The organism is Streptomyces montanus (assembly GCF_005786655.1).
In the GTDB taxonomy this organism is placed as follows: domain Bacteria; phylum Actinomycetota; class Actinomycetes; order Streptomycetales; family Streptomycetaceae; genus Streptomyces; species Streptomyces sporangiiformans.
In genome coordinates this window covers 107,094-121,776 of record NZ_VBZC01000016.1, presented here as the reverse complement: position 1 = coordinate 121,776, position 14,683 = coordinate 107,094, and the positions used below count along the sequence as shown (strand labels likewise).

General features: G+C 70.1%; 15 protein-coding genes. 11 read left to right on the top strand and 4 right to left on the bottom strand.

The window, feature by feature from the left end:
- The first annotated feature begins 1 nt into the window (after position 1).
- The 5 genes from FE633_RS16835 (at position 2) to FE633_RS16815 (ending at position 3,590) form a co-directional block, all read left to right on the top strand.
- A complete protein-coding gene (locus tag FE633_RS16835) occupies positions 2-595 on the top strand; it encodes a DUF4352 domain-containing protein (protein WP_138045968.1) in 594 nt (197 codons plus the stop codon).
- Between the two features lie 2 nt (positions 596-597).
- Positions 598-1,236 (top strand): OmpA family protein, encoded by a 639-nt coding sequence (locus FE633_RS16830; RefSeq protein WP_138045967.1) that lies wholly within the window; start codon positions 598-600, stop codon positions 1,234-1,236.
- 68 nt (positions 1,237-1,304) lie between these two features.
- Entirely contained in the window at positions 1,305-2,177 is an 873-nt protein-coding gene (locus FE633_RS16825; protein WP_138045966.1) for an LLM class flavin-dependent oxidoreductase, read from the top strand.
- Positions 2,178-2,237: 60 nt separating this feature from the next.
- A complete protein-coding gene (locus FE633_RS16820; protein WP_138045965.1) occupies positions 2,238-2,759 on the top strand; it encodes a GNAT family N-acetyltransferase in 522 nt (173 codons plus the stop codon).
- Positions 2,760-2,813: 54 nt separating this feature from the next.
- Positions 2,814-3,590: a class I SAM-dependent methyltransferase gene (locus tag FE633_RS16815; RefSeq protein ID WP_138045964.1), complete on the top strand. Its 777-nt coding sequence runs from the start codon at positions 2,814-2,816 to the stop codon at positions 3,588-3,590.
- A 53-nt stretch (positions 3,591-3,643) separates the two neighbouring features.
- Here FE633_RS16815 and FE633_RS16810 read toward each other — a convergent pair whose 3' ends face one another.
- Positions 3,644-3,994: an ArsR/SmtB family transcription factor gene (locus FE633_RS16810; RefSeq protein ID WP_119102716.1), complete on the bottom strand. Its 351-nt coding sequence runs from the start codon at positions 3,992-3,994 to the stop codon at positions 3,644-3,646.
- Between the two features lie 104 nt (positions 3,995-4,098).
- Here FE633_RS16810 and FE633_RS16805 point away from each other — a divergent pair, with 104 nt between their 5' ends.
- Positions 4,099-6,060 (top strand): heavy metal translocating P-type ATPase, encoded by a 1,962-nt coding sequence (locus FE633_RS16805; protein ID WP_246113661.1) that lies wholly within the window; start codon positions 4,099-4,101, stop codon positions 6,058-6,060.
- A 16-nt stretch (positions 6,061-6,076) separates the two neighbouring features.
- On the opposite strand, the gene FE633_RS16800 is transcribed toward FE633_RS16805, so the two are convergent.
- Positions 6,077-7,228, bottom strand: coding sequence for a winged helix DNA-binding domain-containing protein (locus FE633_RS16800; RefSeq protein WP_138045962.1), 1,152 nt, complete (start codon positions 7,226-7,228; stop codon positions 6,077-6,079).
- A 67-nt stretch (positions 7,229-7,295) separates the two neighbouring features.
- Between FE633_RS16800 and FE633_RS16795 the strand changes: the two genes are divergently transcribed.
- Positions 7,296-7,679, top strand: a complete 384-nt coding sequence (locus FE633_RS16795) for a winged helix-turn-helix transcriptional regulator (protein WP_138046012.1) — start codon at positions 7,296-7,298, stop codon at positions 7,677-7,679.
- A 298-nt stretch (positions 7,680-7,977) separates the two neighbouring features.
- Here the strand turns inward: FE633_RS16795 and FE633_RS16790 are convergent, their stop codons facing one another.
- On the bottom strand, positions 7,978-8,313 hold the full coding sequence (locus tag FE633_RS16790) for a DUF192 domain-containing protein (protein WP_138045961.1): 336 nt from the start codon (positions 8,311-8,313) through the stop codon (positions 7,978-7,980).
- A gap of 585 nt (positions 8,314-8,898) precedes the next feature.
- Here FE633_RS16790 and FE633_RS16785 point away from each other — a divergent pair.
- The 4 genes from FE633_RS16785 to FE633_RS16770 all read left to right on the top strand — a co-directional run bounded on the left by FE633_RS16785 (position 8,899) and on the right by FE633_RS16770 (position 13,919).
- The gene (locus tag FE633_RS16785) at positions 8,899-9,672 is read left to right on the top strand and encodes an isoprenyl transferase (RefSeq protein WP_119102721.1); all 774 of its coding nucleotides are present in this window, start codon (positions 8,899-8,901) and stop codon (positions 9,670-9,672) included.
- 298 nt (positions 9,673-9,970) lie between these two features.
- Positions 9,971-11,296, top strand: a complete 1,326-nt coding sequence (phoH2, locus tag FE633_RS16780; protein WP_138045960.1) for an RNA 5'-3' helicase PhoH2 — start codon at positions 9,971-9,973, stop codon at positions 11,294-11,296.
- A gap of 429 nt (positions 11,297-11,725) precedes the next feature.
- Positions 11,726-12,427: an aggregation-promoting factor C-terminal-like domain-containing protein gene (locus FE633_RS16775; protein ID WP_138045959.1), complete on the top strand. Its 702-nt coding sequence runs from the start codon at positions 11,726-11,728 to the stop codon at positions 12,425-12,427.
- Between the two features lie 124 nt (positions 12,428-12,551).
- Positions 12,552-13,919: an AI-2E family transporter gene (locus FE633_RS16770; protein WP_138045958.1), complete on the top strand. Its 1,368-nt coding sequence runs from the start codon at positions 12,552-12,554 to the stop codon at positions 13,917-13,919.
- Between the two features lie 239 nt (positions 13,920-14,158).
- On the opposite strand, the gene FE633_RS16760 is transcribed toward FE633_RS16770, so the two are convergent.
- Positions 14,159-14,683, bottom strand: a 525-nt coding sequence (locus FE633_RS16760) for an alkyl hydroperoxide reductase (RefSeq protein WP_138046011.1), incomplete at its 5' end; no start/stop codon positions are given.

The following is a 14,683-nucleotide window of genomic DNA, read 5'->3' as shown; positions in this document are numbered from 1 at the left end:
AATGAACTTTCGGCACACCATGAAGGGCCGCAGGGCACTGACCGCGGTGGCGATCACGACCGGGCTGGTCCTCACGGTGGCCGGCTGCGGTGGGGGCGACGACGACGGCAAGTCCGGTTCGTCATCGTCGGCGCCTGCGAAGAGCGATGAGGGCGAGGACAAGCAGGGCAAGGAGTCACCGGCGGCGCCGTCTGGTGAGCCGCTGGCGACAGCCAAAGACGGCGACATCACCGTCACGGTCACCTCCGCCGAACGCGACGCCGGTGGGTTCGTCACCGTTTCGGGCAGCGTGAAGAACGACGGCGACCGCTCGTGGCTCGGTGCCAACTGGGCCAGTGACGAGCGGGAGTTGCGTTCCAACGGCGGGTCCCTGTCGGGCGCCAGCCTGGTCGACAACGAGGGCAAGAAGAAGTACCTCGTACTTCGGGACACGTCAGGCCGTTGCCTCTGCACGAAGTTCAGCGGCCAGATCAGCCCAGGTGACACCGCGAGTTGGTACGCCCAGTTCCCGGCTCCACCCGAAGGCACCAACAAGGTGTCCTTCCAGGTCGGCTCCATGCCCCCCGCCTCCGTCGAACTCTCCGAGGGCGAGTGACCATGCTCCTCACCCGCCGAGCCACCGTCACCGCAACCACCCTCACCGCCCTCGTCTTCCTGACCCCCCTCACCCCCGCCTACGCGGACGACGAAGACCCGAGCGCACCCCCGGGCAGCGTCACCACCTCCCCACCCCCTGAAGTCGACGCGAACAGCCCGGGCCTGAAGCTCGCCGACGGCGCCACGCTCGCGCCCGCCAAGGTGCTGGACATCAAGTCGGTGGTCGAAGATCTCGGCGGAGAGGAGCGCAGGGTGGACACGAACGAGGACGTGACGTTCGCGCTCCAGGCGGAGGTCCTCTTCCCGAAGGACAGCTCGAAACTGAACCCGGAGGCACGCGCACGCATCCAGACGATCGCGGAGGAGATCAAGGCGCAGAACGCCAGGAACGTCCGCGTCTTCGGCTTCACTGACAACCTCGGCTCGTACGCCCACGGCCTCACCCTCTCCAAGAACCGCGCCGAGGCCGTCCACGAGCAGCTCGCCGCCGCCGGCCTCGGCTCGGACGTCACCTTCCAGGTACGCGGCTACAGCGAGGACTACCCCATCGCCGACAACACATCGGAGCAGGGCCGCCGCAAGAACCGCCGCGTGGAGGTGACGTTCCCGAAGGGCGAGTCCACGAGCGAGAGCCAGTAAGAGCCAGTAGATGTGTGAGAGCCGGTAAATGTGTTGTGTGCCGGACCGGCCCTGGGTAGGAAGTGCGGATGACTGCTCTCGGTGTTGTGTACCGGCCTCAACTGCCCCCTGAACGCGTACGGTCCATGGCCCGGGTCGCGGAAGACTCAGGCCTGGAGGAACTCTGGCTGTGGGAGGACTGTTTCCTGGAAGGGGGCATCTCCGTCGCGGCCGCCGCCCTGGCCTGGACGGAGCGGCTGCGGGTCGGTGTCGGGCTGCTGCCCGTGCCCCTGCGGAACGTCGCCGTCACCGCCATGGAGACCGCCACCCTTGACCGTCTGTTCCCCGGGCGCTTCACGCTGACCGTCGGGCACGGAGTGCAGGACTGGATGGGGCAGGTCGGCGCGCGGGCCGAGTCGCCGGTCACGCTGTTGCGTGAGTATCTCGACGCGCTACGGGCGTTGCTGCGCGGCGAGCGCGTCACCACCGAGGGCCGGTACGTGAAGCTGGCCGACGTCGCTCTCGACTGGCCGCCGCCCACCGCCCCCGAGGTCCTCGCCGGCGTCACCGGCCCCCGATCCCTCCGCCTCTCCGGCGAGGCCGCCGACGGCACGCTCCTCACCGCCGGTACCCCTCCGGAGGGCGTACGGAAGGCACGGCAACTCATTGACGAGGGGCAGAAGTCGGCCGCTCGTACCGGCCCCCACAAGGTGGTCGTCTACCTCCTCACCGCCACCGGCCCGGACGCCGCCGCCCGCCTCCGCGCCGAGCTGGAGACAGAAGGCCTGGCGTCGGTCCCGGACCTCGGAGTCGCCGGAAGCGCGGACACGGTCGCCAGGGCCGTTCAACGCCTCGCGGACGCCGGAGCCGACACCGTGATCCTTCAGCCCACGGCCGATGAACCGGACCCCGAGGGCTTCGTCCGCTTCGTGGCCGAGGAGGTACGCCCCCTCGTCCCATGACGTCGGCCGCGGACCGTCGCTCACGCCGAGTGTCAGTGGCCGGTGCCAGACTCCCTCGGCATGAGCGACGACATGCGACCGGACGTGCGACCAGCCATGCGACCGGACACCCGACTGGACGTGCGACTGAGGGACGTACAGGAAACCGACCTGGCCGTGTTCTTCGAGCAGGAGCACGACACCGAGGCCGTCCGGAGATCGAGGTTCATACCCCGGCCACGTGACGCCTTCATGACGCACTGGGCCACCCAGATCCTCGCCGACGACACCGTCTTCGTGCAGACGGTCACCGTGGACGACGCCCCGGCCGGCCACATCGTGGCCTGGTGGGACCAGCACGACGAACAGCGGCACCGCTTCGTCGGCTACTGGCTCGGCCGCCCCTACTGGGGCCGCGGCGTCGGCACCAAGGCCCTGGCCCTCTTCCTGCGGTGCGAGCGGAACCGCCCCCTCCTGGCCGACCCCTTCATCGAGAACACGGCCTCGATCCGCCTCCTGGAACGGCACGGGTTCCGTCCGGTCGGCACGGTCCGCCACGGCGCGGACGAACACACCCTGCTCGTCCTCACGGCGCCCCTGTGACGGTCGCAGGAAATCAGTCGCGCGCCCGAGAGACCGGCTGCCACCATCACCCCCATGAGCCGGCCACACACCCCCTTCGAAGACCTCGTCGCCGAAGCCGAAGCAGCCCCCACCGAAGGGTGGGACTTCTCGTGGTTCGAGGGCCGTGCCACCGAGGCGCGGCCCTCATGGGGATACGCGCGGGCGATGGGGGAGCGCCTGGCGAAGGCCGAAGCCGCGCTCGACATCCAGACCGGCGGTGGTGAAGTCCTCAACTCGGCCGACAGGTTGCCGCCTCTCACCGTCGCCACCGAAGGCTGGCCCCCGAACGTCGCCAAGGCCACCGCCCTGCTCCGCCCGCGCGGCGCGGTCGTCGTCGCGTCGCCGGAGGACGCCCCGCTGCCGTTCGCCGACGAGGCGTTCGACCTGGTGGTGAGCCGGCATCCGGTGCGGGCGGACTGGACCGAGATCACTCGGGTGCTCAGCCCCGGCGGCACGTACTTCGCCCAGCACGTGGGCCCCCGCAGCGCGTACGAGGTCGTCGAGTACTTCCTCGGCCCGCAGTCGGAGCCCGACGACGGCGGCGCCCGTCACCCCGACCGCGAGCGCGCCGAGGCCGAGGCCGCCGGGCTGGAGATCGTCGACCTGCGGGCGGAGCGGCTGCGGATGGAGTTCTACGACATCGGCGCGGTCGTGCACTTCCTGCGGAAGGTGGTGTGGATGGTCCCCGGCTTCACCGTCGACCAGTACCGGGAGCGACTCCGCACCCTGCACGAACGGATCGAGACGGAGGGCCCGTTCGTGGCCCACAGCACCCGCCACCTCATCGAGGCCCGCAAACCGCAGACCTGACGGGCGACGGTCGACCGTCGGCGGTCGGCGGTCACGAAGACGCGCCCCGACCATCAGGTGTCGTCCCGCAATCCCAATCGCAGATGCTCCACATGGTGCAGCGCCTGCTCCAGCAGCTCCGCCACATGGTGGTCGTACAGCGCGTACACGATCGACCGCCCGCGCCGCTCACCCGTGACGAGCCCGAGGTTCCGCAGCAGCCGGAGCTGATGGGAGCAGGCCGACTGCTCCAGGCCCGCCGCCTCCGCCAGTTCGCCGACCGCGCACGGCCCTTCGCGGAGGCGGGCGAGGATGCGCAGGCGTGAGGGCGTGGCAAGGGCCTGGAGCGTGGCGGCGACGTCCGCGGCGCCGACGGCGTCCAGACGTTCGCGGGTGCTGCTCTGCTCATCGACTCCATGGCCCATGAGGTCATCGTATCGACGCCGTCTGATCGTCGATCGGCTCAGCAGCTCAGCAAAGCAGCCGTACACATGAAGACGTCTTCATGTGTTCCTGTATGGTGAGCGGCATGTCCGTCCTCACCCCCACCCGAGCCGGCGCGGCCCGCACCCGCCTCCTCGCCCTCCCCGAAGCCCGCTGGGCCACCGCCGCGACAGCCGCCTTCCTGCTCGCGCTGCCGCTCCAACTGCTCGGCGGGAGCGCCTGGTTGTGGGGGCCGTTGTATGCGGCCGCGTACGTCACGGGTGGCTGGGAACCGGCCCTCGAAGGGCTCAGGGCGCTGCGTGAGAAGACCCTCGACGTCGACCTGCTGATGATCGTCGCGGCGCTCGGCGCCGCCGCGATCGGCCAGGTCATGGACGGCGCGCTGCTCATCGTCATCTTCGCCACCTCGGGCGCCGTGGAGGCCCTGGCCACCGCCCGCACCGAGGACAGCGTCCGCGGCCTCCTCGACCTGGCGCCCCCAACGGCCACGCGCCTTCGCCCCGAGAGCGGTACGGAGGAGACAGTCGCCGCCGCTGAACTCGCCATCGGCGACATCGTGGTGGTCCGCCCAGGCGAACGCGTCGGCGCCGACGGCCGCGTCCTCGACGGCGCGAGCGAGATCGACCAGGCGACCATCACCGGCGAACCCCTCCCGGTACCGAAGGCGGCGGGCGACGAGGTCTTCGCCGGCACCCTGAACGGCACCGGCGCTCTCCGCGTCCGGGTCGAGCGCGACCCCTCCGACTCGGTCATCGCCCGCGTCGTCGCGCTCGTCGAGGAGGCGTCCCGCACCAAGGCCCCGACCCAGCTCTTCGTCGAGCGGATCGAACACCGCTACGCGCTCGGCATGGTGGCCGCGACCGTCCTCGTCTTCGCCGTCCCGCTCGCCTTCGGCGCACACCTCACCGACGCCCTCCTGCGCGCCATGACCTTCATGATCGTCGCCTCGCCGTGCGCGGTGGTCCTGGCCACGATGCCTCCCCTCCTCTCCGCCATCGCCAACGCGGGCCGCCACGGCGTGCTCATCAAGTCCGCCGCCGTGATGGAACGCCTCGGGCAGGCGGACACGATCGCGTACGACAAGACCGGAACCCTGACGGAAGGCACGCCGCATCTGATCAAGGTGATCCCGGAACCGGCCTTCTCCGAGAACGAGTTGCTCGCCCTCGCCGCCTCAGCCGAGCACCGCAGCGAGCACCCGATCGCCCGCGCGATCGTGGCGGCCGCCCGGGACCTGGCGCGTGAGGAGGCGTACGACTTCCGGGCCGAACCGGGCCGCGGCGTGACCGCCACCGTGGGCGGGCGCGAGGTGATGGTCGGCTCACCCGAACACCTCGGCGAGCAGGCGCCCGGCGCGCCCGGCGCGTCCGACACACCCGACGGAGCCGCCGCCGACGGAGCCTCCGTGCCCGACAGCGACGGCACCGCGCCCGACAGCGACGGCACCGCGGTCGTCGTACGGGTCGACGGCGTGCGCGCCGGCTGGCTGCTCCTCGCCGACCGGCTCCGCTCGGGCGCCCCCACAGCCGTAGCCGCCCTGAACCGCCTCACCACGGCCCCGCCGACCCTCCTCACCGGCGACAACCACCGCGCCGCCCACGCCGTGGCCGAGCAGACCGGCATCCCCTCCGACGGCGTACGGGCAGGCCTGCTCCCGCACGAAAAGGCGGCGGCCGTGGGGCGGTTGAACGGCCATGTCCTCTTCATCGGCGACGGGGTGAACGACGCCCCCGCACTGGCCGCCGCGCACACCGGCATCGCGATGGGCCGCAGGGGCTCGGACCTCGCGCTGGAGACGGCGGACGCGGTGCTCGTCCACGACGACCTCACGGCCGTGCCCAAGGCCGTCGCCCTCTCGCGCCGTGCCCGCCGCCTGGTCGTCCAGAACCTGTGCATCGCGGGGGTGTTCATCACCGGGCTGGTGATCTGGGACCTGGCCGGTCACCTCCCGCTGCCCCTCGGCGTCGCCGGCCACGAGGGCTCCACGATCCTGGTGGGCCTCAACGGCCTGCGCCTGCTGCGGGAGCGCGCCTGGCTGGACTCCTGACGCACCCGCCGAACGCCTACGCGTGTCCGCCCACCGTCACCTTCCCCACCACCAACTGAGGTGTGGCTTCCAGGACTTCGCCCACCCGGTCCACCTGCTCCGCCAACTCCCGCCGCTGCACGCCGGTGAGCCGCCCCAGCGGCTCCACCGTCACCGTCGTCCGCTTCCCCTGCCGCCGCTGGTGCCAGACCCCCGCGACCACGCCGTCGACGAGCAGCACGGGGTAGTTCCCCGCTTGGCCGCGCGCCGTGGCCCGCTCATGGGCAGCCCCGGGGAACATGCGCTCGCGAGGCTGCGCGGCGATGGCGTACGCGTCGAAGTACGGGAGCAGCCGCACCCCGCGTACGGCCTCCGAGGGGAAGCCGGTGTCGCCCGCCGCCACCCACGCGGGCGTCCCCTCGAAGTCGACCTCCTCGATCCCGCCGGCGGAGGCCAGGGCGGCGAAGAGGTCGGCGGCCCAGCCCCGGGGCGCGGCGGCCCACTTGGCGAAGTGCTGCGGCGTCGCGGGGCCGTACGCGCGCAGATAGTGGCCTACGAGCGCGGCGAGGGCCTCGTCCGCGGGCAGTGGCTCGAAGCGCGGCGGGCGGGTGTACGTGGCCTTGCGGCCGCGGTCGGGGGCGAAGCACAGGGCGCCGGTCTGGCCCGCCCGGTGCATCACCTGGCGCCAGCGCGGCCACTTGCCCTGGAACGCCTCCATGACGAGGTCGCCGGCCCAGGGGCCGGTGCGGGTCACGACCGCCTCCGTCAGCTCGTCCAGGGTCAGTTGCTCGCCGTCCAGGGCGTCGCCGATCGCGGCGACCACCTCGTCCTCCTGCTCGGGCGTCATCCGCACATCCGGCGGGTGCGGGCTCGGAGCGGCCGGGATCGCGGTCAACGCGGCGCTCCAGAAGGGGAGTTCGGCTGCGGCGAGGAGGTGGATCGTGCCGCGCGGGCCATACGTCTTCACCACACCGCGGTCCTCCCACAGTGCCGCGCGTACGTCCTGCCGGGTCGCACCGTCGAGCCGCAGGCCGATCGAGTGCTCGGCCGCCGACAGGACCTGCGCGTGCGCGGCGAGCATCGCGCCGACGACCTCGGCGACGGATGTGCCGGACGGCGCGGGCGTACCCAGCAGTTGTCGCTCGTAGCGCCGCGCGCTCGCCTCGTCCCATGTGATCCTCGATGTCATGGCGGCGACGGTAGACCCGAAAGAGGTCGGATCCTGTCCGCTGCCCGACTGTTGGGAGGGGAAGGCGATGGCGAAGGGCAAGGGCCCCTACGTCTGCGGTCTCGACGCCGCCGTGGACGTCGTGGGCGGCAAGTGGAAGCCGATGATCCTTTGGGCGCTGCACGACGACGGGACACTGCGCTTCGGGGAGCTGCGCCGGCATGTCTCGGGGGTCAGTGAGAAGGTGCTGATCCAGCATCTGCGCGAGCTGGAGGCGGACGGGATCGTGCATCGCGAGGTGTACCGGGAGGTGCCGCCCCGGGTCGAGTACTCGCTGACCGATCTGGGTGAGGCGCTCAACAGGGCGCTGCTGCCGCTGGGCGAATGGGGCGATCGTCACATGCGGGAAATCGTTGCCCGGAAACACCCAACCGAGTGCGAGGAGCCGGCGGCCGTCGCGCAGTCCGGCTGAGCTCCGAGGGGCTTGGACGAGGGCTCGGTCGAGGGCTCGGCCGAAATGTGGGCCCCCGCCCGCCCGTTGCGAGGCCGTTCGGGTGCAGTCGGTCGGCCGAATGGTGCCCGGAAACCATCACACGGTTTTCACATTGTTACCCCATACGGCTCGTCCGCCCCCTCCGCCTCACGTAAAGTTCGGACCAAGGTAATTCGCGTGAGCAAAACAGCGCGGTCGGTACCGCGCAGTGGAGGGGGCTGCGCGGTGCCTTTCTCCGGGGGCTGTTCCCGCCCTGTCGCCGGGTGCCGGGAGCGCGTCAGAGGTCCCGTACGGTGACCCGCACTCCGCGCCGCAGGCCCCACCGCTCCATCGCCCCGGCCTCCGCCTCCAGGACGTGCCGGGCCCGGAACCGAGGCAGCCCGACCCGCCCAGGACGCATCGTCCGCACCGCCATGACCCGGAACTTACGGTCCAGGTAGGCCACGTCGACCGCGAACCGCATGCCCACGGTGTGCACCGCGCTCGCCGGCGTCAGCAGCAGCGCCCCCTCGATTCCGTCGCGCCCGAGCAGCCCCCGCCGCCGCGCCCGGCCCGACTCGGCGAGCTCCAGCGGGACCGGTTCCGCTGTCCGGGGTGCGGTGAACGTGGCCATGTCCGCGAAGTTAGCGAGGGCGTCAAGCGGGCGTTCGCAGCCCGCTTCACCCATGTGGAGGAGTCGAGGGGAGATGTCGCCAAGGGCCTCACAAGCGGTCAGAAACCCCTGAATCCCTTTGAATTCCTCCAGTTTCCCCTGGAATCCCATGCGAACCGGCCATGATCACGCCTGAATGAACGGTTCCGCGGCCACCCACGCGTTGCCGGACGATTGCGCAGAGTAGTTGTGGCACGCCGATGCGCGCGGTAGCCCTTACGAAGGGTTATGGTGGAAACCCCCCCTCGGGCCGGTCCGTCTCCCCCCCACGGACCGGCCCGTTTTCTTTTGCGCTCCGCGCGTCCCACACCCGCCCACACGTGCCCACTGTGCGCAGCCACCACGCGCCCACACGCGCCCGCCGCGCGCAGCCACCACACGCGCCCCGGATGAACCGCCGCCCGCGAGCCGAACCGGCGACTGAGGCGCGCGAGCCCACCGCACACGACGGGAAAGGCCTTGCCCCCCAAGGGGAAGAGAGGCACCCACAGCGGTAGGGTGTCGCCCTCGGGGGACCGCCATCTGTACGGAGGGGCTGACATATTCGTGAACCTGCGCGACAACCTGCGCCGCTTGCTGGTCAGGTTCTATGCACGCAGGGTGGAAGGCCACCTTGACCACGACCAGGTGCCCAAGCACATCGGGGTCATCATGGACGGCAACCGGCGCTGGGCGAAGGCGGCCGGGAGCACAGCCGCCCAGGGGCACCGCGCCGGAGCCGACAAGATCGAGGAGTTTCTCGGCTGGTGCTCCGAGACCGACGTCGAGGTCGTCACCCTCTGGTTGCTGTCGACGGACAACTTCGACCGCCCCCAGGAAGAGCTGGTCCCCCTGCTCGGCATCATCGAAGGCGTCGTCCGCACCCTCGCCGCCGACGGCCGCTGGCGCGTCCACCACGTCGGCACGCCGGACCTCCTGCCCTCCCAGATGCAGACGGCGCTGAAGGAGGCCGAGGAGTCCACCGCGCACGTCGACGGGATACTCGTCAACGTCGCCATCGGCTACGGCGGCCGCCAGGAGATCGCCCACGCCGTGCGTTCGATGCTCCTCGACCATGCCGACAAGGGCACCTCAATGGAGGAACTCGCCGAGAACGTCGACATCGACATGATCGGAAAGCACCTCTACACGAGTGACCAGCCCGACCCCGACCTGGTGATCCGCACCAGCGGCGAACAGCGGCTCTCCGGATTCATGCTCTGGCAGACGGCCCACTCCGAGTACTACTTCTGTGAGGTCTTCTGGCCGGCCTTCCGGAAGGTCGACTTCCTGCGCGCGCTGCGCGACTACGCGGCACGACACCGGCGTTACGGCGGCTGACCAGGCAGGCCAGCAGGGACGTACTTCATCGTGTGTTAACGAACACGTCGTCGTGTGACCGGGCATGGCGGCGCGTGTTCGAGGGCATAAGCCTTCCAGGTCGACACCCGAACCACGGGTGTCGTATCTCAGCGGACGGCACGGGGCCGTCCGCCCGGGAGGCCCTTTGCACCAGCGCGACCGTGCGGTCAGTACGGACGAAGCGGAGGGCCGGTCCTCGGCCCGTGCATCGGCGCCATCGACCGGCCCAGATCTCCTCCGTCGCTCCCCGACCTCATCCGAGGGGGTACGTCCTTCCGTGGTGACCAGCACAAAGCGCCACAAGCCAGACCGGCGCACTTACGTTCTCGACACCAGCGTCCTGCTGGCCGACCCGCACGCCATGAACCGCTTCGACGAGCACGAGGTAGTGCTCCCCGTCGTCGTGGTCACGGAACTGGAGGCCAAGCGGCACCATCCCGAACTCGGCTACTTCGCCCGGCAGGCCCTGCGCCTGCTCGACGACTACCGGGTGAAGTACGGCCGCCTCGATGCCCCCATCCCCATCGGGGATCTCGGCGGGACGATCCGTGTCGAGCTCAATCACTCGGACCCCAGCGTCCTGCCTTCCGGCTATCGACTGGGGGACAACGACTCCCGCATCCTCGCGGTCGCCCGCAATCTCCAGGCCGAGGGGTTCGACGTCACGGTCGTGTCGAAGGACCTGCCGCTGCGGATCAAGGCGTCCTCCGTCGGTCTCCTCGCCGAGGAGTACCGCGCGGAGCTGGCCATCACGGACTCCTCCGGCTGGACCGGAATGTCCGAGCTGACGCTTTCCGCCGAACAGGTGGACCTTCTCTTCGAGGAGGAGAGGCTCTATGCCCCGGAGGTGTCCGAGCTCCCGGTGCACACCGGCCTGACGATCCAGTCCGAGCGCGGCAAGGCCCTGGGGCGCGTGACGCCCGAGGGCAACGTCCGTCTCGTACGGGGCGACCGGGAGGCCTTCGGCATCAAGGGGCGCAGCGCGGAGCAGCGCATCGCCCTCGACCTGCTGCTCGACCCGGACGTCGGGATCGTGTCGATGGGCGGCCGGGCCGGCACCGGAAAGTCGGCGCTGGCGCTGTGCGCGGGTCTGGAGGCCGTGCTCGAACGCCGCCAGCACCAGAAGGTGATGGTCTTCCGCCCGCTGTACGCGGTGGGCGGGCAGGAGCTCGGCTATCTGCCCGGCTCCGAGGCCGAGAAGATGAGCCCGTGGGCGCAGGCGGTCTTCGACACGCTGTCCGCGGTCACCAGCCGCGAGGTCATCGAGGAGGTCACCGCGCGGGGCATGCTGGAGGTCCTGCCGCTCACGCACATCCGCGGCCGCTCCCTCCACGACGCGTTCGTGATCGTGGACGAGGCGCAATCCCTGGAACGGAACGTTCTGTTGACCGTTCTGTCCCGAATCGGCGCGAATTCACGGGTCGTTCTGACCCATGACGTTGCCCAGCGGGACAATCTCAGGGTCGGCCGATATGACGGTGTGGTCGCCGTCGTGGAAAAGCTGAAGGGTCATCCGCTCTTTGCGCATGTCACCCTGACGCGATCTGAGAGGTCCCAGATTGCCGCCCTTGTGACGGAAATGCTGGAGGACGGGCATATCTGACCCCGTTCGACCGCTTCTGGCCAAGTCATAGCGGTTACGCGGTAGTTGGCGCCGTCCGGCAAAGGCGAAGAGCCTAGCCGGGCGGCGTCTTGGCGTGTGCTCGTTTCCGAGAAACTCCTGAGGCAAACAAGGTGTGAGCTTTCACACTCAACACAGAATTGCCTCCCGGTACCCGGTTACGGCAGAGTCTCACTCCTGTCAGGCCCCGCATACGACACACCGGTACCCCCAGCGGTACGGCACAACAGCAGAACCAGAACCAACTCCATAAAGTCGTCGTATGCCGCCCGAGCACCATGCGGCGCTCCCGTCATGGGGGTTGCCCACCGGGTCAGTGCCTCCCGTGACCCCGCAGTTGGGAGGCCAGTGTGAGGGGCACGATTGCGTCCGCCAGGGTCACCGAAGCGGACGATGCTGGAAGGAAACCGTGTGAGCCGGATTTCGGTCCGGGGATTCGCAGTGGCCTCGGCCACCGCGGTCACCACTGTCGGCTGTGTCGTCGGTGTTGCCTCGGGTACCACCGCGCAGACCTCGTCGGACGACGCCGAGGCGCTTTCGGGTGACTCGACGCTCCTCGCGGACATCCCCGCGGGCCAGCAGGCCCAGGTGCAGACCGCGTCCCTGACACAGCAGGCCGACTCTCAGGCCATTGCCGCGGACACGACCGCCAAGAAGGACGCCGAGGAGGCCGCGCGCAAGAAGGCCGCCGAGGACGCGGTCGCCAAGCAGAAGGCTGCCGAGAAGGCCGAGCAGGAGGCGAAGGAGCGCAAGGAGGCCCAGGAGGCCGCCAGCCGTTCCGCGACGCGTGATCCGTCCAGCTTCGCGCCCCAGAAGTCGTACACCGTTGCGGAAGTCCAGGCAATGGCGCGGCAGATCGTCCCCGCGGACCAGTTCCAGTGCTTCAGCAACATCGTGGACCATGAGTCGAGCTGGAACTACCAGGCCGACAACCCCGGCTCCGACGCGTACGGCCTGGTCCAGGCGCTGCCGGGCTCCAAGATGTCCTCCGCCGGCGCCGACTGGCAGACCAACCCGGCCACCCAGATCAAGTGGGGCCTGGGCTACATGGACAGCCGCTACGGCAGCCCCTGCGAGGCCTGGTCCTTCTGGCAGGCGAACAACTGGTACTGAGCCGACCGCCGCTCAACCTTGCGAAGCCCCTCACCGTCCTTCGGTGAGGGGCTTCGGCCATGTACGGTCGGACGCGAGGACTCCGGGGGGAGTGGTGAGGAGCAACGGGGGAAAAGGACGGATCATGTCGCAAGTGCCAGGGTGGCTGGGCCGGCTCGGCGCCGGACTGACTCAGATAGGGGAGCGCTGGGAGGAGCGCCGCGTCGCGGCGGAGAAGGACGAACAGGCGGACGACGAGGCGCCCGCGCCGGACCCGGTGCCGCCGCCTCCCGCCTACGCCCCCGCCGTCGCCGCCCGCCCCGATCCCGCAGCGGCCGTGCCCTGGGGTGTACGCGTCGCCGCCGAGGCAAGCTGGCGGCTGCTCGTACTGGCGGGCACCCTCTGGGTGTTGATGCGGGTCATCAGCGCCGTACAGCTCGTCGTCTTCGCCTTCGCCGCCGCGCTGCTCATCACCGCGCTGCTCCAGCCCACGGTGTCGCGACTGCGGCGGTACGGGGTGCCGCACGGGCTCGCCACCGCCCTCACCGCCATTCTCGGCTTCGTCGTCATCGGTCTCATGGGGTGGTTCGTCACCTGGCAGGTTCTGGAGAACATCGACAACCTCTCCGACCAGATCCAGGACGGCATCGACGAGCTGCGCCGCTGGCTGCTGAACAGTCCGTTCCATGTGACCGAGGATCAGATCAACGACATCGCCCAGAACCTGCGCGAGGCGATCGGGGCGAACACCGACGAGATCACCTCCGCGGGCCTGGAGGGTGTGACGGTCGTCGTCGAGGCGCTGACCGGCATCCTCCTGACGATGTTCTCGACGCTGTTCCTGCTGTACGACGGCAAGCGCATCTGGCAGTGGACGCTCAAGCTCGTCCCGGCCGCCGCCCGTCCCGGTGTCGCGGGCGCGGGGCCGCGGGCGTGGCAGACGCTGACCGCCTACGTTCGCGGGACGGTGATCGTGGCGTTGATCGACGCCATCTTCATCGGCCTCGGCATCTTCTTCCTCGACGTCCCGATGGCCGTCCCGCTCGCGGTCTTCATCTTCCTGTTCTCCTTCATCCCGCTGGTGGGTGCGGTGGTGTCGGGGGCGTTGGCGGTGGTGGTCGCACTCGTCACGCAGGGCGTCTTCACCGGGGTCATGACCCTGGCCGTCGTGCTCGCGGTCCAGCAGATCGAGGGCCATATCCTCCAGCCCTTCATCCTGGGCCGCGCCGTTCGGGTGCACCCGCTCGCGGTGGTGCTCTCTGTCGCGGCGGGTGGCATGGTCGCGGGGATCGGCGGGGCGGTGGTGGCGGTTCCGCTGGTCGCTGTGACGAACACGGTGGTCGGGTACCTGCGGGCGTACTCCGGCGAGGCGGCGCACCCCCGGGCGCAGCCGCCGACGCCGGCAACACCGCCGGCCCCGGATGCGACTCCGGCTCCTGCTCCGGCTCTGGCTTCGACTCCTGCTCCGACGGACCCCACGCCTCCGCCATCGGACGCGCCGCTGCCGGAGTAGAGCGCCCGGGGGATACCACCGATGTGATTCGCCCCCGCCGCCCCTACCCGTCCCATCCCGTACCTGGGGGCTCCGCCCCCAGACCCCCGTATCGGCCTTGCGGCCTCGTCCTCAAACGCCGGACGGGCTGAAGATTTCAGCCCCTCCGGCGTTTGAGGAGCGGGGTCTGGGGCGGAGCCCCAGAAGGATGGGACGGGTAGGGGCGGCGGGGGCGAGGAAAACGGCCCAGCCCCCGGAGGCTACTCCGCGAGGATCGCCTCGGCGTCCAGTGTGACCCCGACGGCCAGGAGCACCGCGGCGATCTTGAAGGCCTCCTGGATGGTCTCCCGATCGACCCCCGCCCTGCGGAGCACCCGCTCGTGGGAGTCGAGACACTGACCGCACGCGTTGATGGCGGACACGGCGAGGGACCACAGTTCGAAGTCCGTCCTGTCGACCCCCGGATTGCCGATCACGTTCATGCGAAGACCGGCCCGCAGCGTCCCGTACTCCGGATCGGAGAGCAGATGCCTCGTCCGGTGGAAGACGTTGTTCAGCGTCATGAGCGCGGCGACGGACTTGGCCGCCGTGTAGGCCTCGGGAGAGAGCCTCGCGTTCGCCTCCTCCTCCAACTCCCGCAGCACACGCGGCGACCGCGAAGCGATCGCACAGGCCAGCACCGTCCCCCACAACCGCTGCGGCGGCAGCCCACTGTCGCCGATCACCGAACCAAGGTTCAGTCGCAGATCCTTCGCGTAGTCCGGAATCGCGGACTTCAGCTCGTC